The sequence below is a fragment of the Pseudoalteromonas sp. MBR-15 genome (assembly GCF_053628915.1).
The window spans coordinates 215,081-235,515 of the sequence record NZ_JBRJHH010000001.1; the positions used below are offsets into that span (position 1 = coordinate 215,081).

The window sequence follows — 20,435 nt, forward strand, 5'->3', positions numbered from 1 at the left end:
TATTGTGCCCGAAAGGGATATCACCTACCATTGCCCATAGATTTTTCGTTAAAACATGACTGTATGAACGTAAGGCAATTTGTTAAAAAGCACTTTCCTGATATTAAAGACATAGAGCACGCAGCCTCTGTATGGAGTGATTGCGGCGAAATTATTCGCTGTAAACTTAACGGTGAGGCATGTGTCATAAAAGCCATAGAAGTCCCTAAGCAAATTAATCATAGTCGGATCACGCAAAGTGAGTTTGCATTAGCAAGAAAGCGGCAATCATATTTAGTCGAATTTAATTGGTATCAGCAGTTTAGTGGGCAGTTACCGCTTGAGGCTGCAGCTATTCCCTGCTTAAACGCGGTACAAGAAAATAACCAGCAAGCACTCTTATTTGCTGATTTTACCGCGTGTGGTTATCAACAAGCCCAAGCAAGCTCTGCTCATATTGATGCGATTCTTAGATGGTTAGCACATTTTCATGCTGTTAATTTAAGTAGCACTGCTGAGGGGCTTTGGCCGCAAGGTAGCTATTGGCACTTAGCGACTCGTCCAGATGAGTATGCGCGAATGACACATTCAAGCCTAAAAGTTGAAGCAGAAAATATCGATACAGCACTTAAGCAGTGTGTATATCAAACGCTAATACATGGCGATGCGAAACTTGCTAATTTTGCCATAAAGCCACACACTAATTGTGTATATGGCTATGACTTTCAATACGTTGGAAAGGGTGTCGGTATTATTGATGTTATGTACTTTTTAGGTAGTTGCTTAAGTGATAAGGCGCTCCATGCTGATGCCAGTGCATATTTAGACCAGTATTACGATGAACTTGCCTTAGCTCTAAAATGTTATAAACCGAATATCAGTGCGGCAGATGTGATTGCTAGCTGGGATGAACTCTGGGCATATGCTTGGGCTGATTTTTACCGCTTTTTAGCTGGGTGGAGTCCCGAGCATTTAAAAATTAATCGCTATATGCAAAGTCAGTTTAACTATTATCTCACTAAAAAAGGAATGTAATGAATAAGCCAATTCGTTTTGCCATAATTGGGTGTGGCGCAGTAACCGAAGTTAAAAGTGGTCCCGCGTATCAACAAACCGATGGCATTGAGCTGGTGGGCGTGACGCGTCGAGATTTAAACAAAGCTCGCGACTATGCACGGCGTCATCATGTGCCCAAGGTGTTTGCAAGCCCCAGTGAGTTAATAAACGATGCACAGGTTGATGCCGTATACATTGCTACGCCGCCCGACAGCCATAAAACGTTTGCACTTGAAGTGGCGGCGGCTGGCAAACCCTGTTGTATTGAAAAACCCTTAGCGCCTAGCTATGAAGACAGTTTAGCCATTGTTGAAGCATTCAAAGAGGCAAAACAGCCTTTATTTGTTGCTTATTATCGTCGTTCGTTGCCACGTTTTAATAAAGTGAAATCGCTTATTGAAAGTGGCGCAATTGGTAAAGTGCGTCATGTAAGTTGGCATTTGAGCAAACCAGCAAGTGCTTTGGACTTATCTAGAGAATATAACTGGCGAACTGATAAACAGATTGCACGTGGCGGTTACTTTGATGACTTAGCAAGCCATGGTCTTGATTTATTAGCGTATTTATTAGGTGATTTTGAAAAAGTACACGGTTTTTGTGCTAATCAACAAGGGCTTTATTCCGCTTTTGATGCTATTACTGCGCACTGGCATCATAAATCGGGTATTACGGGCTGTGGCAGTTGGAACTTTGCGTGTGCGAACCGCTTTGACGACGTTATTATTTATGGCAGTGAGGGTGAAATATGTTTTAGTGTGTTTGACGAAAAACCTATCGAGCTCAACAACACACTGGGTATACGCCAACTATCTATTGAAAACCCAACTCATATACAGCAATTTCATGTAGAAAATATGGCTCAATTTTTTGATTTCGGCGCGCCTCATCCCTCAACCGGTGTAACCGCTTTACACACCAGCTGGGTAATGGAACAAATTTTAATGTCTTAATTTTTATAGGCGGCATTAAAAGCATCAACAATCAACGCATTGTCGGGGGCAGGAAATAATTCCATGAGCCTTGTACTAATGAGAGTCTTTATTTTCTCTGTTTGCAATGCGTGTTCAAATAATGCAATGGCCTGTTTACCTTGCGGCGAGGGCGAACAGGCTATGTAACCAAATGCAGCAGGCTCAGAGGGTTCAATCGTTAAGTAACGGATTTTATCAATACCATGTGCGCGTTGATAACGGTTAATGAACATTGATTTATATTCAAAAATAGCGTCAATTTTATTTTCAAAAAGCATGTAGCCAAGCTGAATTGCATTGGCAGCCCCATCTACTTTAAAAAAATGTTCTTCGTGTCGTTTTATAAAATCATCGATTTTAGCAGAGTAAGACCGCCGACTCGTCACGCCAATGGTGAGGTCATAATAATTTACGGCGTCGGTTAATGAAATCGAGTTGGGTAAGGTTGGTTTGTTAAATACAATCAGTTTGTTTTCGGGAAAGGCCATCAGAGGATAGCGAGTAAAAATAGCACTCGCTTCTCGTTCAGGTGTTTTAAGCTTGTTGAGTAAACAGACATCGGGAAGTTGACTAAGTTGTTTCCAGTCCTGTAATTGGCTGCCAGGTACAAACTGTAAGCTGATTTTATTGCCCAACTCAGTGGCCGCAGCTAACACGAATTCAGTTGCCTCATTCTCGGGACTGCCGTCTGCTTGCGGAATAAAGTCAGTCATTATTTTTACATGCAATGGCTCAGAATTAACCGGCACAGCATAAATACATAATAAAAGAATCGTTGCGTATAGTTTCATGCCATTCTGATGCCCAATTTTATTAAATGAATTGTTAAGCGGAAGTAGCCGATGTTGTTGCAAAGCGCTTAATAGACCCTGCCTACTGTTTAATATTAGACCAGTTAAAGAAATTAATGCAATGAAGGGGGATTTTTTGCAGTCGAGTTGTCTATTATGCGCTAAAATAGGCGTAATTTATTTCTTTTAGGTTCTACTTATGTCTATCCATGTAATTACTCACCCGTTAGTTCAACACAAACTTGGCCTTATGCGCGCAGAAGGTATTAGTACTAAAAGTTTTCGTGAATTAGCGTCTGAAGTGGGGACCCTGCTTACCTACGAAGCGACTAAAAATTTACCACTAGAAAATGTGCAAATCACGGGGTGGGATGGCTCTCCCTTAGAAGTTGAGCATATCAAAGGTAAAAAAATTACAGTTGTGCCTATTTTGCGTGCTGGGCTTGGTATGATGGATGGTGTTATGCAGTTATTACCTGCTGCAAAAGTGAGTGTTGTTGGCTTGCAACGCAACGAAGAAACCTTAGAACCCGTTCCATACTTTGAAAAATTAGTTGGCAAGATTGATGAACGTTTAAGTCTCGTAATTGATCCAATGCTTGCGACAGGTGGTTCAATGATTGCCACTATCGATATGCTTAAAAAAGCAGGTTGTAAAGATATTAAAGTCATTGTTCTCGTTGCAGCACCCGAAGGTGTTGAGAAAACATTGGCAGCTCACCCAGATGTTGAAATCTTTACGGCTTCATTAGACAGTCACTTAAATGAAAAAGGATATATCATTCCAGGCTTAGGAGATGCCGGCGACAAAATTTTTGGCACAGTTTAGGTAAATAGCGTGGAAAATCATCAAACATTTTCGTTAAAAACTATTTTAACGGGGGCGCAAATGCTATTTGTCGCATTTGGCGCGTTGGTACTTGTCCCTTTACTGACGGGGCTTGACCCTAATGTTGCACTATTCACCGCAGGCTTAGGCACTTTGTTATTCCATTTTGTGACTAAAGGCCAAGTTCCCATTTTTTTAGCTTCGTCATTTGCGTTTATTGCTCCTATTATCGCTTCAGTGCAAATGTGGGGTATTCCAGCCACAATGGGTGGCTTGATGGTAGCAGGGTTCTGCTATTTAATTTTAAGCTTAGTTGTTAAGTTTAAAGGTGTTAGCGCCTTAGAAAAAGTGTTGCCGCCAGTGGTGGTTGGTCCTGTCATTATGGTGATAGGGTTAGCACTTGCGCCTGTGGCTGTAAACATGGCCATGGGCAAGGCTGGTGATGGCAGTGCGCAGTTAGTGCCTTACGAGCAAGCTATTTGGGTGTCGGGTTTATCTTTGCTCGTCACACTTATTTTTGCTGTGTGGGGCAAAGGTGTTTTTAAGCTTATTCCTATTCTGGCTGGGGTTGTTGCTGGTTATGTTGCGTCTTTATACATTGGTATTGTGCAGTTTAATGCAGTAACCGAAGCCAATTGGTTTGCTGTGCCTGCGTTCACGTATCCAGAGTTTAAATGGCAAGCTATTTTGTTTATGGTGCCAGTTGCTATTGCGCCTGCAATAGAACACATTGGCGACATGATGGCTATTAGCCAAGTAACGGGAAAAGATTACTTAAAAAAACCGGGGTTACACCGCACCTTATTAGGTGATGGTTTGGCAACGTCTGCGGCATCCATTTTCGGTGGACCACCGAATACCACTTACTCTGAAGTGACAGGGGCAGTGATGCTGACACGAAACTTTAATCCGCGTGTGATGTTGTGGACAGCGATTATTGCTATTGTGCTGGCCTTTGTAGCAAAAATGGGCGCGGGTTTGCAGACCATTCCTGTGCCAGTGATGGGCGGTATTATGATCTTGCTGTTTGGCTCTATTGCGGTAGTTGGTTTGAATACTTTGGTTAAATCGGGAGAAGATCTGACAGCCCCACGCAACCTAACGATTATCGCACTTATATTAGTGTTTGGTATTGGTGGTATGCATATTGGTGGTAATGAGTTTAGCCTACAAGGTGTAAGCTTATGTGCCATTCTTGGTATTATTTTAAATGCCGTGCTCCCCAAAGCAGTGCAGACTGAGCAATAGCATGTAAAAAATGATGTGAATTTGCACCAAAAAAGCGCATTTAATATGCGCTTTTTTTGTAACCTCATAAAAAGTAAGGAATTATAAAACTGGTCTACTAACTGCATTTATCTCTATGTCATACTGGTAGGAGCGATTATGCAAGAGGCAAATGTTGTGGATATAACCCCGTTTTTAGCGAAACATCAGTTACCACTTAAATATCAATATTTAAGTGAACAATTCTTTATACCCCTCGCGCACGATGTGTTAAGCGCAAAAATGGCTGGACAGCCGATGCTGGTGGCGATTAATGGCTGTCAGGGCTCTGGTAAAACAACCCTTGCTGATTTTCTTGTGACGTGGGTCAACAGCAATACAGAGTTTAATAGTGTTTCCTTGTCTATTGATGACTTTTATCTTAGTCATGCAGCACGAGCCGAGTTGGCCGAAGACGTACACCCACTCTTTGCAACGAGAGGGGTCCCCGGTACTCACGATATAAAGTTAATGGAACAAACCTTATCGGCGTTAATGGCTGGCAAAAAGAATGTGCCTTTACCACAATTCGACAAGTTCACGGATGACCCTGTCGCAAAAGAACACTGGCCAACTAACCAAAAGCCGGTCGATATCATATTTTTTGAAGGATGGTGCGTTGCCAGTACTGCGCAGCAGCCATATCAGCTGCAAACACCTATCAATGACTTAGAACAACACGAGGATGCTGATGGCGTTTGGCGGCGTTGTGTGAACAGCTGTTTAGCGAATGAATATCAGAATGTATTTGCTATGGCTGATTACACCATTATGTTAAAAGCACCATCGTTTGAAGATGTGTATGCATGGCGTTTAGAGCAAGAACACAAGTTAATTGCTAAAAATGGATTAGGTAAAGGCACATTTGATGAAATAACACTGAGGCGCTTTATATCTCATTTTGAACGAATCACCCGTGAAAACTTAGCGACGCTCGCACATGATGTTGATGCCTTATTATTACTTGATAGCCAACGCGATATTACAAAAATGCAGTTGTTGGCAGATAAAATTTCACAACCACTTATTTTTACCGATTTAGACGGCACTTTGCTTGATCACGATAGTTACGAATGTGACGTTATAAAACCTTTTTTAGCTGAGCTGAACGACACGGGTATTAACGTTATTTTTAATACGAGTAAAACATTTGCTGAGGTTATAGATATTCAAGCGGGCCTTGAACATCACCAGCCCTTTATTGTTGAGAATGGGGCGGCAGTGTATATTCCCAAAAACTACTTTGCAGTAAAACCAATTGGTTGTGACGAATATCACGGGTTTTGGCGGTATGCTCTCACACAAAGCTGCGATAAATTACACGATGACCTTAATCAGCATGCAAGCCAGTTTAGTCATTGTGTGCGTTTATTTAGTCAGTTTTCAGCCCAAGAAATTGCTGAACTTACTGGTTTACCCCTCGATAAAAGCGAACTGGCTTTACAGCGTCAATATTCAGATCCTATTTGTTTTTCAGGCAGTGATACACAGCGACAACAATTTATAGACATTATGTCGTCACTCGATTACGAGGTGTTGGTTGGCGGTCGTTTTATTCATATTACGAAAGGGACAAATAAGGGATTAGCGCAAAAGTGGTTATTAAATCAATTTAAAAAAGCATATCGCAACCCCTTTACCGTTATTGCTTTGGGCGACAGTCAAAATGATGTTGCCATGCTAAAAGCGGCAGATACCGCCGTTCTTATCAAGAACCCGGGCAGTCAAGTGCAAGCACACATATTACAAAAAGCGTGGCAGCTCAGTGATAAACCCGCCCCTGAGGGCTGGGTTCAAGAAGTCTCGGCATTAAGCATTATTAAAGCGCATTTAGCAGCAAAAAAGGAGCAATCTCATGGCTGATTTTTATCAAAATGGCATCATAACTACGCTACACAATATTGCTGATCGACCAGTAGAAGAACTAGAAAAAGAGTTAATTAGCTTTTCAAAGCAACGGCCTATGGGGCTTATTTTACCCTCGTTATACAGTGAGCTTGAAGGACCTGCGCTGCAAAACATCATTGCTGAACTAAAGCATGTACCTTACCTTTCACAAATCACCATTGGTTTAGACCGTGCCGATGAAAGCCAATATCGCCATGCTTTACAATTTTTTGCTGAGCTTGACCAACACCACAAGGTGCTTTGGAACGATGGTCCGCGTTTACAAGCGCTCGATAAAGAGTTGCAAAAATTGGGCGTCGCGCCAAGAGAACTCGGTAAAGGTCGCAATGTTTGGTACTGCATGGGATATAAACTTGCAACGGCAAAAGTTGAATCTATCGCGTTACACGACTGTGATATTTTAACTTACGACAGAGCATTACTGGCTCGACTTATTTACCCCGTTGCACACCCGCGCTTTAACTATGAGTTCTGTAAAGGATTTTATCCGCGCACTGCTGAGGGGAAAATAAACGGCCGAGTGTCACGATTATTGGTCACGCCACTGCTGCGCTCGTTTAAAACTATTTTAGGTAGCAGTGACTATCTTGAATACATGGACTCGTTTCGTTACCCACTTGCTGGTGAATTCTCGTTTCGCCGTGATGTACTGAACGACATTCGTATTCCAAGTGATTGGGGTCTTGAAATTGGTGTGTTATCAGAAATGTATCGTAACTACTCACATAATCGGTTATGTCAGGTTGATATTGCAGATAATTACGACCATAAACACCAAGATTTATCGTTGGGTAATCAAGCTGCTGGCTTGTCAAAAATGTCGATTGATATCACCAAAGCTTTGTTTAGAAAGCTAGCAACGCAAGGTGTAACGTTTACCTCTGAGACTATCCGCTCGCTAAAAGCGACCTATTATCGCATTGCGCTTGATTTTATCGAAACGTATCACAACGATGCGCTAATGAATGGCCTAACGCTTGATATTCACCAAGAAGAAAAAGCTGTTGAGATGTTTGCGCAAAATATAATGAATGCGGGACAACACTTCTTAGAAAATCCAATGGAAGCCCCCTTTGTGCCAAGTTGGAACCGAGTTGCATCGGCGATGCCCGATGTATTTGCGCGCTTAGAAGAAGCCGTAGAGCTTGATAATAAAGACTATATTTAACGGAGAAGACACGTGACATTAGAGCTACTCCAACAACGAGTTATACAGCATTTAACGTGTATCTACGGCGAAGTTGAGCTTAATACAACCCTTGAACAACTCGCTGATAGGTTGATTAACACCATGCAATGCGATGATCCTGTTCGAGACCCAACGCCACACAAAAACCGTTGGGACGAACAAGATATGATTTTAATTGCGTACGGTGATTCGATTATTCGCCATGCAAACACGAAGGAAGCAGTGGCAAAACCAGAAGAGCCGCCATTGCATACGTTACATCGCTTTGTTAAAAATCAATGCTTACCAGAACTTAACGCATTGCATATTCTGCCATTTTACCCTTACAGCTCCGATGAAGGGTTTGCGGTGATGAACTACGTGCAAGTGAATGAAGCGCTCGGTAACTGGCAGCATATCCGCGATATTTCAGCCGATGTCAGGCTGATGGCTGATTTAGTCATTAACCACTGTTCTAGTCGTAGCGTGTGGTTTGAAAACTTTATTCAAGGCAAAGAGCCGGGCAGGGGGTATTTTAAAACAGCTAATCCCACCGATGAGTTAATTCAAGTTGTTCGTCCGCGAACATCGCCACTTTTACAAGCAGTAGAAACGAAAGATGGTTTGCAGCATGTGTGGTGTACGTTTAGCCACGATCAAGTTGACTTTGATTTTGCTAATCCCGATGTTTTAAATGAATTTGTCGCTATAATTCGCCATTATTTAGATAATGGTGTGCGTATATTCCGCCTTGATGCGGTGGCTTTTTTATGGAAAAAACTCAATACCCGCTGTATTAATTTACCTGAAACGCATGAAGTGATCAGGTTACTTCGTACCCTTATAGAGCATGTTGAACCTAATGTGATTATTATCACCGAAACCAACATTCCTAACCGCGAAAATCTGTCGTACTTTGGTAATGCCAACGAAGCACATTGTATTTATAACTTTTCATTGCCACCTTTGCTATTGCACACATTACTCAGTGGTAATAGCACCGCATTAAAACACTGGATGATGAGTATGCCACCGGCGCAGCAAGGCACGGCTTATTTTAATTTTATTGCGTCACACGATGGCATAGGGCTGCGGCCTGTCGAAGGTTTGCTCGATCAAACCCAAATAGCTGAAATGGTCAGTACAACAGCAAAATACGGTGGCAAGGTGTCTTTGCGAACGGCTCCAGATGGTACAAATACGCCATATGAGTTAAATATTGCGTTGTTTGATGCTTTGCAAGGAACGCATCGAGGGCCAGATAAATGGGGCATTGCACGGTTTTTATGTGCTCACGCAATTATGTTCGCTCTTGAAGGCATACCAGGGCTTTATATTCATAGCTTACTCGGGACAACCAATGACTATGAACGCTTTGAAAACAGCCAACATAATAGAGCTATTAATCGTCATCGCTGGCAAGAGTCAGACCTATTAGCAAAATTGAGCAATGAAAATGCCCATCATCGTACTGTGTTTAAAGCGATGAAAAACTTAATGGCAATTCGTAAATCTCAGCCTGCATTTCATCCAAATGCCACCCAATACACGTTACATTTAAGTGAAGGGCTATTCGGTTTTTGGCGTCAAAGTATCAATCGCTCGCAAAGCATGTTTTGTGTTTACAACATAAGTGATGAGCCACAAACGTTAACACTAGCTGACTTAAATTTAATTGGCACAGAGCAGTGGAAAGACTTAATAAGTGAAGAACTTATTACTGAAGAAACCCAAACAATGCTGCTATCGCCTTACCAAGCTATTTGGTTAAGCAATAAGTAATGTTTAATTGTGCGCTGTAAACGCCCTTTACAGCGCGTTTTTACTGGCTTCATCTAGTAATGATTCAATGCTGAATACCCGTGGTGTCTTTTGCGCTTTACTAAACACTTTAAAGTTAATTGTCAGTGTATTGCTATGAATTTGCTCAACGAACTTTAGTGTTTCTTCTGTATGAGGCCTAAAAATCGCCATCTTTTGGTGCAAAACATCGTGCTTAGGATTTTCTAAAATAGCATGGATATTAATGATTGCGAGTGCGCCTAAGGTAACATGCCCCCCAATGCACACATCGATTTTTTCAGCTGCGGCTCTGAGTGGCCAGTTTATTGCGCCAACGAGCACATCGGTGCGTCGTTTTTTTTCATTTAATGCGCGAATGGCTCCTAATGCCATCGCATCATTAGCGCTCCAAATAACCTGAATATCTGGATGATGAGTTAATAGACCTAAGCTTTGTCGGTATGCTTGTGGCGATGACCAATTAGCAACACCTTGTGCTGCAATGTTTACTTGTGCATGTTGAGCAGTAAACGCTTCAAGCCCTGTTTTACGATCCAGAGCGGCAGGGGTCGTGTGATCACCATTAATAGCATAAATGCTGGCAGGGAGTTGGGCTTTAGATATGAGCTGTTTTGCCAGTAAGTGTCCCGCTTGAACGTTGTCTGGCACGACACTGCCTGCAATGTTAATCCCTTTGTTTTTAAGAGCGCGTAGTTCGTTACCTGTTGGGCGATTTAATAAAAAGTAAACGGGCGTATTGAAGGTCGGCAAATTTAAAAGCTGTTGGGAGAGTACACTTTTTTCATCCACGAGTATCAGCATATCCGGTGATTGTTTTACTGCATCAGCCACTAATTCTTTCATTAGTATATGATTTCTATTTGCATAATGAATGGTTAAGTTCAGATCAAAATCTTCGGCTGCATCGCGCATTAACTGTGAAACTTCATACCAAAACGGACCGGTAACATTGGTGTTTGCATGCCCCGGATTGATAAATATAACGTTGTATTGTGCAAAGGTGCTCGGTAAGAAAGTCAGCAAAGCAATAAATAGCAAGGTTTTTAACATAGCATAATAATTGAGTAATAAAATTGTTGAAATTGTAACCTAGTTGGGGGGCTGTGGGGATCAACTATTTGTTTATAAATTAGCACATAAGTTAATGACAAAGAAAAGGGCTGTGCACATGCACAGCCCCCAGGGATCAATGTTAAATGTTATAAGTATCGATTAAAAATCGTAAGACAAGCGCACATAACCAAAACGACCGATATTGTCGTAGCTTGCGCTGCCAGAACCTGTTCCTAATGTACCGAATGGAAGTTTACGGTTGAATAAGTTATCAATACCTAGTTTCATACCAAAACCATTTTCAAAAGTATACCCAACGGTTGCATCAGAAATAATGTAAGTTCCAAACTTCATTAGACTGTTTGGATTAGGGTTATCTGCAAGTTCTTGCTTAGTATAAAGGTCAACTTCATCTAGGTAACGCGTATCAAACGTTGTAAAAAATCCATCACGCTTGTATGCAATTGATAAGTTAGCTTGCCACTTTGCCTCACCAGTTGTACCTGCATATTCATAAAACTCTGCAGGTTGATCTTGGAAGGGGTAATCTTTACGTTCAATTAAATAAGTACCTATCAAACGTGTTGTAAAGCTACCTTCAAGTGCATCAAAGTCATAACCTAATTCAAAGTCAACACCAGACGCTTCTTGGCCAGATACGTTTAGCACTGAGTTTTGAATTAATGTGATTTCATGTGACTCACTATCACGTGTAATGAGGTTACAATATTGGTTATTTATGCCACTAGCGTTATCAACACAACGATCTAGGATATCTTGAGAACCAATTGTTGAAATAGCGTCTTCAAGTTCAATCTTCCAATAATCGACAGTAATTACTGAGTTTTCAAGGAAAGAAGGTTGATAAACGAAGCCTAGAGTTGTACTTGTTGATTCCTCACCTTGTACATCTTTATTACCACTTACTTGGCCTTCAAGCGTTTGAGAGTCATATTCAGATGCAAAATCGGCTGGAACACCTAGTGCAGCACAGTTTGCACGACGAACTTCAGAGTTTTGTAAATCATTTAGATTCTCTGCTTTACATGGGTCGTCTACTCGGTAAAAAGTTTGGCTCGCAGCACCAAAAATTTCACCAATGTTCGGTGCACGAAGCGCCTCAGACTGTGTTGCTCGTATACGAAGTTGACTGTTCACTGTCCAGTCCAAACCTACTTTCCAGCTAGTAGCGTCACCGATGGTGCTATAGTCTGCGTAACGAGCCGCAGTATCAAGCACTAGGTCTTGCACAAATGGTAAATCAGCAAGAAGAGGAATTGATGCTTCGAAGTAGATTTCGTTTACATCGAACTCACCCTTGTCTTCACCGAGTGCATTGAAGAAGGTACCTACAGCATTATCAGGTTCTTCAGTTTCACTTTCTTCTTTTCTGTATTCAACACCCGCTGCAAAACCAACATAACCAGCTGGTAACTCGTAAATTGCTGAGTTTGCTAGTGACGCTGACACCACCGTTTGAGTAATTTTTGAAGTACCAGTTGAAACGGTATTTATGTAATCAATTGCTTCTTGGCTAGGCGAACCAAAACCCATAATATTGACAGGCACACAACCATCTGCTCGCGCTGCTTCACTTCGACATACGATGTTGCCATCTTCGTCTTCGAATGCGTCAAGTGCATTGTAGTAGTTTGCCATAATCATATTGGCGCCATTTACACGCTCTAAGTCTGTTTGACCATAAACAACAGATGCATCAAGTTCCCAATCAGTGAATACTGTGCCTTTTAAACCTGTTACAAAGCGCGTTGTTTCACGTGTATTATTTTCGATTCGACGGCCTAAATCAGTCATCATACGAAGAATATTGATTGAGTCGACACCTTCGTCTTCCATCATTTGTTTGATTTCTGGATCAAGGTACGGGTTATCAATTTTAATATTATTGTTTGGATTACCGAAGAAAAAAGCGGGTTGACCAATACTTTGACCTTCACTATTTACGTATTTCGCTTCAAAGTAAGCATTTAGATCTTCAGTGACATCATAATTAACTTTAAAGTTTACATTGTAACGCTCAAACTCAGGTTGAATTTCGTTAAACTGGGCTAGGTTAAATGAGTCACAGTTAGCACATGAAAGGCCATCTACTTGATCACCAATGTATAGTTCACGGTAGCTTCCATCGGGGTTAAATGAATTTACGTAGCCATTGCTTAATGCGAAAACACCTGCATTGTTGATTGCGTAATAGCCCGCATTTTCTGTGTAGATGAAATCAGGAAAGTTAGGGTCATCTTTATTCTCTGCTGTTTGCAGAGGGTTACGCATATTACGATAAGAGCCATCAGTCCATGGGTGATCAAGGGCATTCAGTGTATCTTGCGCAGAGTATTCAACTGCAAATGCGACGTTACCTCGATCTTCAGCAAAGTTAGTACCATAAGAGAAGGTTGCTTTTTCATTATTATAATCGCTTAATTCTGATGCACCCTTAGTGACACTAACACTTAGACCTTCGATGTTCTTTTTAAGAATAAAGTTAACTACACCTGTTACAGCGTCTGCACCATATACCGCTGATGCACCACCAGTAATTATCTCAACACGTTCAACCCACGTACTAGGAATGGTATTTGTATCAACTGACTGAGAACCTGCTGAGCTTGAAACGTGGCGTTTACCATTAACAAGAACTAGGGTACGGTCTGTACCCATGTTTCTTAAATCAAGAATGTTAAGGCCTGCCGTGCCAATAAATCGACCTGAGTTTGAAAGTGAAAATGTATTGCCTAATGCTGGCAATTTATTTAATGCTTCGCCAATATTTACAGCACCTGTATTTACTAAGTCATCACCGCTGATCACCGTTACTGGTGCTGGAGCAATAGCGCCTTCACGGAGAATACGAGAACCAGTTACTTCGATACGATCAATGGTTTCAGCATTATTTTGATCAGCCGCAATTACTTGACTAGAAATTGAAAAGATTGATGAACACAGCGCCAGTTTAATACTTGCACTTAAAAGACTATTATTTCTCATTAATAACACCTGTTGCTTTTATTTTATCACAGGGGGTGATTGTTAAATTCTTGTTTGTTTGGGTTAACATTTTAAAATCTAGCATTAGCTAAATCTTATTTATACAAACTTAATGTAGCAAACTGTACCAATTAAAAATCATTTATAAACAGCGGGTTATGTGTTTTGGTTTTTTTCGGTGATTGAGATGAATTACATTTTAAAGAAACTTTTTTGATAAAGTTAGAATCATGTTTGTTTAATTAGGTCTGAATTGAGTTTCATCTTATAATGCATACATTGTTATTTTTTAATTGAGGTTTTAATGAAAAATATTTTAGTTTTTTTATTAATCTTATTTTCAACAGCGAGCTTCTCGAATGAACTGGATCTTGAAGCTAATATGAAAAATATGGGGCTGGCTTATAAAAACTCAGTGCGCGCTACTGACCTAGACTCTTTTAATACAGCCATCGATGAGTTTATTCATCTACTAGAGAAAGCAAAAAAGGCTGATTTTAAACAGCATGAAAGTGAATCTTTAGAGGGACTTGATAAAGTTATTCTGCAAGCAAAATCCGCGAAGCAGCTTGCAGAAGTACAGGGGTTAGAAGCTGCAAAAGCCCCCCTTAAGTCAATTGATCAATTACGAAAAAAATACCATGAACTTCATGAGCCACCAGGTTTTTGGGAGTTATTATTTGGTAAATAAAAAGGTGCTTAAGCACCTTTTTTAACGTTTCTTTTTACCCTGAACGGCTTTAAAACGCGGGTTTTCTTTATTGATCACATAAAGACGCCCTTTGCGTTTTACTATTTGACATCCAGAACGAGTTTTAGCGCTTTTTAAAGAACTCAGTACTTTCATTTTTGCTCCGTATTAGGCGGTTATTTGCTTGCTAGGTTTTTGAAGCGACGGTTAAATGCGGCGACACGACCATCACTTGCCACCGCTTTTTGTTTACCGGTGTAAAATGGGTGCGAGTCACTTGATACATCAATTGGTACATAAGGATATGTTTTACCTTCTAGCGCGATTGTCCGCGATGTTTTAATTGTTGAACCAATTATAAAGTAGCTGTCTGCGGCAGTATCGTGAAAAGCCACTTGTTGGTAATCCGGGTGAATGTTAGGTTTCATCTCTTTAACTTATGTTATGTGATAATGTATCAATTATAGTAAAGTAAATATAGGGAATGTTCAAGATAAAAATAATTCTTATTTATGCATGCTAAATAGCATTAAAAATAAGCAGTGTGAGCAATCCTTAAGCAGTTGAATTCAAAAAACTGGCTATTGTCTTGAAGGCTGTTATAACTAGGTATACGCGCTTATACAAAGAGAAGGAGTAAGGCAGTGAACGATGAAATTCAAACTGAGCAGTTAGACCAAAATGTAATGAATACGCTTCGTGATAAGGATCATTCTACACTTGCACACCGCGTCGATACGTTATTATTTAGCCATAACGATATCATTGAACTGTTAGCGCAGTATCTTGCTTTGAGTGAACAAGAAGACGATGAACGTTTTGATACTTGGTTTGATAACTTAACGAAAGAACAGCATACGGTAGTGAAAACCTTTGAAGTGTATCGTGGTCAATATGAGCACCTAGATTAGACTTTTAATCACATTTTAATGTATGACTTAAAATATAAAATGCATTGCTAGCCCAGCTTAAAAACTGTTTGTTTTCCTCACTTTCATGGTGATAGGCATGTTTAGTAATGCTTAGTTACTACTCATTATCTCGCCCAAAAAGTTGACTAATTTTAAAACCCACCTTGAAACTTTATATTTTGGCCTCAGTGAAGTAAGTAAGCTCATCATACCAATTTGCAGTAATACTTAATCATTTTGAGCTGCTAAATCTGAGATTAGTTGCGTAAAAATAGCGCTCTTAATTAAGCAAATTGGTATAACCAATACTTCAAAAGGAGAGGTTATGTCACACCATGTTATTGAAATGCCTGATTTAGGTATCGGTACGTTTCGCCTAGAAGGAAAAACAGCTTACAACTCAGTGAAAATGGCACTCGATATCGGTTTTAGACACATCGACACGGCGCAAATTTATGGTAATGAGGAGCACGTCGGTAAAGCGATAAAAGACAGCTCTGTGCCTCGTAGTGAGATTTTTATTACAACCAAGGTTTGGAATGACAAACTTAACAGCGCTCAGTTTATTGAGAGCGTAAAGCAGAGTTTAGAAAAGCTTCAACTCGATTATGTTGATTTATTACTTATTCACTGGCCTTCTGCGTCTAACGGAGAAAAAATGAGTGAATACTTAACTGAGCTCAAAAAAGTAAAAGAGCTTGGTTTAGCAAAACACATTGGTGTTTCAAACTTCACAATTGCTAATCTAAAAGAGGCCATGCAGACCCTTGACGCGAGGGAAATATTTACTAATCAAATTGAAGTACACCCTTATCTGACGAACACGAAGTTACGCGCTTTTTGTCAGCAACAGGGTATTCATGTTACGGCTTATATGCCATTTGCCGTGGGTGAAGTGCTAAAAGACGACGTGATTGTTGATATAGCTAAAAAGCATGATGCGAGCCCTGCTCAAGTTGTCCTTGCGTGGATAAATGCACATAAGATGACGACGATTCCATCATCAACGAAGCGAGAAAATTTAGCGGACAATTTTGATGATTCCGTAAAACTTGATCAAGAGGATTTAGACAGAATTGATGCGCTTGACAAACATAAGCGCCTAGCCAATCCTGATTTTGCACCTGATTGGGATTATTAAAGTAAAAAAGCCGCCTTAATGGCGGCTTTACTCTTCTAGCGTTTACTATTTCAACATGTAGGCACGCATGGTAATTTGCTCTGCTGAGCTTGAACCATAGTCTGAGATCACTGTTCGAATGTGAACAAACTCACCTGTATTCCCTGTATTTGGAATTGTGGCTGTCCATTCACCATCCACTTGTTCTACTTTCGCATCTTGCCAGTTCTCTGTTGAGAATTTTTCTGACACAGGGCAGTAGATGTAAGCAGGCACCGATTCAATGGTACATTCTTTACCGTATGCATATTGGAATTGCACATTCGCTAATGCAACGTCGCCGACGCCATCAAGTAGCCCTGTGAGCTTCACTTTTGCTTCTTCACCTACTGACATTGTGTTGTTGATGTCAACAGGTAAATCAATCATAGGTACAAGTACGGGTTGCACACCTTGTTGGTACTCGTTAGCAGTAAAGGTGTAATAACCTAGGTACAGTGAACCAAGGCTATCATTCACAGGTGAACGCTCGCCAACACCACGTACATATGAACGCATTCCTAGAGTAATTTGATGATCGCCCGGCTCAAGTGTTAATGCCCCTTGGGTAGGAGATGCAGGCTCACCATTTAAAGTTAAGCCATACGCTGAGCTGCCAATATAACCAAAAATACCATCGTGATTAGCTGCATCGCCAAACGAAGCAAGGTTAAAGTGAAGCACGTTGGTATCACGCGTGATAATAGGCGCGCCACTGCTACCTAAAGTACCACCACGTGGACCTTTGAACCATGAGGTCGTCTCTTGTGCACCTTCAGTCATTGCTCTTGGCCCATCAAAATAAGCCCCAGCGCTTTGAATTTTATGGTTAGGCATGACAATATTTGTCCAGCCATTTTTGGCTGTCGCGGTGTAATACTCGTCACGTACTTGTGGAAGCATGATCAATTGTGTGCTGCCCGTTGAGTAAAACTCTCCCGTACTGTTGGTCATTGCCATGACATCGGTCCATGCTGGACGCTCATCATTTTGTGAGTGATACGTCGCCGTAATCTTATGCATTTTGTGTTCGGCAATATTAATTTGGCCAGACTGAATATGGCCATCAGTAATGTGGTTGATTGAATAAGCATAAGGTGAACGCTCAGCAGCAACACCTGACCAAGTAATAATATTATTACCCGCTTCAATCTCGGCCATTAGCGCTTCGCCTTCTTCAGAGCTAATACCAATAACAGGCACTTTTGGTGTGCCAGTCACGGTGCCTTTGTATCGGCCTTCACGCCCCGGACGATAAAAAATAACCCCCGTAGCGCCATGCTTCATTGCATTCGCGACCATGTAATTGGTTAGGTAATTAGGGTTTGCGATTAAAGCAATTTTGCCATCAAGATCAAATTGGCTCCAGTCGGTACTATAACCGGCATCACCAACAGGTAATACTTCTGCTGAACCTTCACCATGGAACGATAATGCAAGGCCTTGTTTGATGTAATCAAACTCGACACCATTTTGCATTTTTACAGTGGTTTCTGGTGCAACAGCACGGGTTGTAATAAATGAGCGAAAACGACTGTCATGACCTTGTGACCAAGCATACATATCATTTACATAGTCAGGCGCCATCTCGATAGCCGCTAACTTGGCTGATTTTTCATCATCAAGTGCGTATGTAAAACCGAATGAGTAACCTTGTGGATCAAGGGGTTGTTCTGCTTTAAAGGTCACTTGTTGTGCATTACGCGCATCAAAGTTAATTTCAGTCGCGCCATCTACTTTTTTGTTAAGCACTGCCATTTGTGCCGCTGACTCAACAAGTCCTGAGTTAGAGTCAGGGTTATCAAACGTCATGATATTTGCGATTAAAGTATAATAACCCGCAGGTACATTGATATCGGCTTTACCGTTATTTAATCTAACGATACTGCCCCAATCATCTTCTTCATTAATTAAATAAAGTTTTGATGGTGACGTTGCATTGTGCCCCCAGCGGTCTGTTAGGTTAACGGTTAAATTAACCTGAGGCTGGTCAATCCAGAATGATACAGGCACAGTAACTTGTTGGTCTAAATTACTGACCGTTGTACCAGTGATACGGCCTGTAATGGCACCGTAAGCACCGTTATTAAGTGCAACACTTGGGTCAATCCACATAGGTACGTGTGCTTCGCCATTCGCTGGAACAGTCACTGATTTTGCATCTAAGCCAGCAAGTGTTGCTGGAAGTTGCGTTTTACCGTCTTCGCCAAGTAGGTCTAATTTTAGTTTCAGCGTAATGTCGGTATCAGACGTGTTTGTTAAGGTTACGTGTGTATGCGTAAGCTCATCATTGATAGCGTTTTGGAAAAAGCCAAGCTCTCTATTTGCGGGTGCTACAATAGCTTGTGAAATTGCGCGGTCAACGTTCATTGCGCCGGCACCTTGCTCAAGCACGTGCGAATCACCGCTAAATACGGATGATGTAAGCACGTCTTTTAACTCTTTTGGTGTTAAGTCACCGCGCGCCTGCATAACCAGAGCTGCACCGCCGGCAACATGTGGTGCAGCCATAGAGGTACCCGAATAAACACGATAGGCTGTTTCGCCTAATCCACCTGATGCTGCAGCAACAACAGATACGCCTTGCGAAGCGATATCAGGCTTTGCTGAATGACCATCAGGCGACGGGCCGCGTGATGAAAACGACGCTGTATTGCCTTCACGGTCTATTGCACCAACAGTCAGTGCGCTTGGGGCACAACCGGGTGAACCGATCGTTTCGCGCGTAAAGCTGTTACCAGCAGAAATAACAAATAATGCTTTGTCGCTAAGTGCCTCAACCATGTCTACAAGTGGGCCACTACACGTTGTAGCTGTACCACCTAAAGACATATTAACGATGTCGGCATTTTCAGAAAGCACAGCCCACTGCATACCACTTAATATACCGTATGTTGAACCAGAACCAACATTACTAAGTACTTTGCCTATGATGAGATCCGAAGCGGGTGCAACACCCACCCATTTACCATCTGATTCATGACCATTCCCCGCAACCGTTGAAGCAGTGTGAGTTCCGTGACCATTAATATCATCAACGCCATTGCTTGAATAAGTATAATCGCGAGATGCAATTACGCGACCTTGTAGGTCTGGGTGTTCAATGTCGTAACCCGTATCAAGCACTGCGACTTTAATGCCAGCACCATTATAATTAATAGCTGATTGACCGTAAGCGCCCGTTAATGGCACCGTTGGGGTCAGTGTATTGGCGCTGCTTACTTTGTGAGCATGAACAACGGCATCTAGCCAAATACCTTCAACATTTGCTTCAGCAATAAGAGACTGCCATGTTTTAGCGGCGTTTTCTTTTGTGATAGCAAAGGCTGCACTGTCGATTAGTTCAATTTCACCTGTTAATGACATGCCAGACAATGCTTTCGGCACGGCGCTGCCGGCTAACGTCCCGTCTCGGTATTCAACAATAACGGGTAAAGCATTAGTAGACGCATCGTCGTAACCCGATTCATACAATTTGTTGATGTTGAAAAGTTCTAAATCAATTGCCTGTGAATCAACAAATGCTTGCGCATGGGCAGGGACTACATACGTATTATTTCCCCGTTTAAAAATACTGGTGAAGGCATCAGAGCCATCAGCATTTAGCAGACGAATACCGCCTAATTGGCCATCTTTATTAACAATGGCAGACACTTTATCGCCTGTTATTAACGTAAATGTTAGGGCATCAGCGGATGTTTTATTAGTAAAAGCAGTGTTTTGTGCCGCTACTGGTTGCGCTAAGCTCAAACCGAGCATAGCCAAGTAGGTCGCTTTTAATCGACCCAGCCTTGGAAAAGGTTTCATCTATTTATCCTTTATTATGATGTGATTAGTTTGAATA

16 protein-coding genes are annotated in these 20,435 nt (G+C 41.4%); 10 read left to right on the top strand and 6 right to left on the bottom strand.

The window, feature by feature from the left end; translation table 11 throughout:
- The first annotated feature begins 63 nt into the window (after positions 1-63).
- Both ACSSVW_RS00850 and ACSSVW_RS00855 read left to right on the top strand, forming a co-directional pair.
- The gene (locus ACSSVW_RS00850) at positions 64-1,014 is read left to right on the top strand and encodes a phosphotransferase (RefSeq protein WP_454178638.1); all 951 of its coding nucleotides are present in this window, start codon (positions 64-66) and stop codon (positions 1,012-1,014) included.
- Positions 1,014-1,985, top strand: a complete 972-nt coding sequence (locus ACSSVW_RS00855) for a Gfo/Idh/MocA family protein (RefSeq protein WP_454178639.1) — start codon at positions 1,014-1,016, stop codon at positions 1,983-1,985. Before ACSSVW_RS00850 ends, ACSSVW_RS00855 begins: the two co-directional genes overlap by 1 nt.
- Here the strand turns inward: ACSSVW_RS00855 and ACSSVW_RS00860 are convergent.
- The gene (locus tag ACSSVW_RS00860) at positions 1,982-2,797 is read right to left on the bottom strand and encodes a hypothetical protein (RefSeq protein ID WP_454178640.1); all 816 of its coding nucleotides are present in this window, start codon (positions 2,795-2,797) and stop codon (positions 1,982-1,984) included. The genes ACSSVW_RS00855 and ACSSVW_RS00860 overlap by 4 nt on opposite strands.
- Before the next feature lie 199 nt (positions 2,798-2,996).
- Here ACSSVW_RS00860 and upp point away from each other — a divergent pair, with 199 nt between their 5' ends.
- The 5 genes from upp to ACSSVW_RS00885 all read left to right on the top strand — a co-directional run bounded on the left by upp (position 2,997) and on the right by ACSSVW_RS00885 (position 9,750).
- The gene (gene upp, locus ACSSVW_RS00865; protein ID WP_036972148.1) at positions 2,997-3,626 is read left to right on the top strand and encodes a uracil phosphoribosyltransferase; all 630 of its coding nucleotides are present in this window, start codon (positions 2,997-2,999) and stop codon (positions 3,624-3,626) included.
- Positions 3,627-3,635: 9 nt separating this feature from the next.
- Complete coding sequence (locus tag ACSSVW_RS00870; RefSeq protein WP_118844835.1) at positions 3,636-4,874, top strand: uracil-xanthine permease family protein; 1,239 nt, start codon at positions 3,636-3,638, stop codon at positions 4,872-4,874.
- Between the two features lie 138 nt (positions 4,875-5,012).
- Positions 5,013-6,755, top strand: a complete 1,743-nt coding sequence (locus ACSSVW_RS00875) for an HAD-IIB family hydrolase (RefSeq protein WP_454178641.1) — start codon at positions 5,013-5,015, stop codon at positions 6,753-6,755.
- Entirely contained in the window at positions 6,748-7,968 is a 1,221-nt protein-coding gene (locus ACSSVW_RS00880; RefSeq protein ID WP_036972141.1) for a glycosyltransferase family protein, read from the top strand. The genes ACSSVW_RS00875 and ACSSVW_RS00880 overlap by 8 nt, the downstream gene beginning before the upstream one ends.
- Positions 7,969-7,980: 12 nt before the next feature.
- Positions 7,981-9,750, top strand: a complete 1,770-nt coding sequence (locus ACSSVW_RS00885; protein ID WP_454178642.1) for an alpha-amylase family glycosyl hydrolase — start codon at positions 7,981-7,983, stop codon at positions 9,748-9,750.
- Between the two features lie 27 nt (positions 9,751-9,777).
- On the opposite strand, the gene ACSSVW_RS00890 is transcribed toward ACSSVW_RS00885, so the two are convergent.
- Together ACSSVW_RS00890 and ACSSVW_RS00895 are read right to left on the bottom strand one after the other, a co-directional pair.
- A complete protein-coding gene (locus ACSSVW_RS00890; RefSeq protein ID WP_454178643.1) occupies positions 9,778-10,821 on the bottom strand; it encodes an ABC transporter substrate-binding protein in 1,044 nt (347 codons plus the stop codon).
- A gap of 162 nt (positions 10,822-10,983) precedes the next feature.
- Complete coding sequence (locus ACSSVW_RS00895; protein WP_180311673.1) at positions 10,984-13,830, bottom strand: TonB-dependent receptor plug domain-containing protein; 2,847 nt, start codon at positions 13,828-13,830, stop codon at positions 10,984-10,986.
- 304 nt (positions 13,831-14,134) lie between these two features.
- Here ACSSVW_RS00895 and ACSSVW_RS00900 point away from each other — a divergent pair, with 304 nt between their 5' ends.
- On the top strand, positions 14,135-14,521 hold the full coding sequence (locus ACSSVW_RS00900) for a cytochrome b562 (RefSeq protein ID WP_454178644.1): 387 nt from the start codon (positions 14,135-14,137) through the stop codon (positions 14,519-14,521).
- Positions 14,522-14,542: 21 nt separating this feature from the next.
- Here ACSSVW_RS00900 and ykgO read toward each other — a convergent pair whose 3' ends face one another.
- Positions 14,543-14,677: a type B 50S ribosomal protein L36 gene (ykgO, locus tag ACSSVW_RS00905; RefSeq protein WP_065979009.1), complete on the bottom strand. Its 135-nt coding sequence runs from the start codon at positions 14,675-14,677 to the stop codon at positions 14,543-14,545.
- A 20-nt stretch (positions 14,678-14,697) separates the two neighbouring features.
- Positions 14,698-14,949 (bottom strand): type B 50S ribosomal protein L31, encoded by a 252-nt coding sequence (locus ACSSVW_RS00910; RefSeq protein WP_036972134.1) that lies wholly within the window; start codon positions 14,947-14,949, stop codon positions 14,698-14,700.
- Positions 14,950-15,207: 258 nt separating this feature from the next.
- On the opposite strand from ACSSVW_RS00910, the gene ACSSVW_RS00915 reads away from it, so the two are divergent.
- Both ACSSVW_RS00915 and dkgB read left to right on the top strand, forming a co-directional pair.
- Positions 15,208-15,432, top strand: a complete 225-nt coding sequence (locus tag ACSSVW_RS00915) for a hypothetical protein (RefSeq protein WP_206770714.1) — start codon at positions 15,208-15,210, stop codon at positions 15,430-15,432.
- 325 nt (positions 15,433-15,757) lie between these two features.
- Entirely contained in the window at positions 15,758-16,573 is an 816-nt protein-coding gene (gene dkgB / locus ACSSVW_RS00920; protein ID WP_421420284.1) for a 2,5-didehydrogluconate reductase DkgB, read from the top strand.
- A gap of 45 nt (positions 16,574-16,618) precedes the next feature.
- Here dkgB and ACSSVW_RS00925 read toward each other — a convergent pair whose 3' ends face one another.
- The gene (locus ACSSVW_RS00925; protein ID WP_454178645.1) at positions 16,619-20,398 is read right to left on the bottom strand and encodes a S8 family serine peptidase; all 3,780 of its coding nucleotides are present in this window, start codon (positions 20,396-20,398) and stop codon (positions 16,619-16,621) included.
- Positions 20,399-20,435: the final 37 nt, after the last annotated feature.

Excerpts from the sequence above, each read along its gene's own strand:
- ACSSVW_RS00850 (WP_454178638.1), top strand. The coding sequence starts at position 64 with ATGAACGTAAGGCAATTTGTTAAAAAGCACTTTCCTGATATTAAAGAC.
- ACSSVW_RS00855 (WP_454178639.1), top strand. The coding sequence starts at position 1,014 with ATGAATAAGCCAATTCGTTTTGCCATAATTGGGTGTGGCGCAGTAACC.
- ACSSVW_RS00860 (WP_454178640.1), bottom strand. The coding sequence starts at position 2,797 with ATGAAACTATACGCAACGATTCTTTTATTATGTATTTATGCTGTGCCG.
- upp (WP_036972148.1), top strand. The coding sequence starts at position 2,997 with ATGTCTATCCATGTAATTACTCACCCGTTAGTTCAACACAAACTTGGC.
- ACSSVW_RS00875 (WP_454178641.1), top strand. The coding sequence starts at position 5,013 with ATGCAAGAGGCAAATGTTGTGGATATAACCCCGTTTTTAGCGAAACAT.
- ACSSVW_RS00880 (WP_036972141.1), top strand. The coding sequence starts at position 6,748 with ATGGCTGATTTTTATCAAAATGGCATCATAACTACGCTACACAATATT.
- ACSSVW_RS00890 (WP_454178643.1), bottom strand. The coding sequence starts at position 10,821 with ATGTTAAAAACCTTGCTATTTATTGCTTTGCTGACTTTCTTACCGAGC.
- ACSSVW_RS00895 (WP_180311673.1), bottom strand. The coding sequence starts at position 13,830 with ATGAGAAATAATAGTCTTTTAAGTGCAAGTATTAAACTGGCGCTGTGT.
- ACSSVW_RS00900 (WP_454178644.1), top strand. The coding sequence starts at position 14,135 with ATGAAAAATATTTTAGTTTTTTTATTAATCTTATTTTCAACAGCGAGC.
- ykgO (WP_065979009.1), bottom strand. The coding sequence starts at position 14,677 with ATGAAAGTACTGAGTTCTTTAAAAAGCGCTAAAACTCGTTCTGGATGT.
- ACSSVW_RS00910 (WP_036972134.1), bottom strand. The coding sequence starts at position 14,949 with ATGAAACCTAACATTCACCCGGATTACCAACAAGTGGCTTTTCACGAT.
- ACSSVW_RS00915 (WP_206770714.1), top strand. The coding sequence starts at position 15,208 with ATGAATACGCTTCGTGATAAGGATCATTCTACACTTGCACACCGCGTC.
- dkgB (WP_421420284.1), top strand. The coding sequence starts at position 15,758 with ATGTCACACCATGTTATTGAAATGCCTGATTTAGGTATCGGTACGTTT.
- ACSSVW_RS00925 (WP_454178645.1), bottom strand. The coding sequence starts at position 20,398 with ATGAAACCTTTTCCAAGGCTGGGTCGATTAAAAGCGACCTACTTGGCT.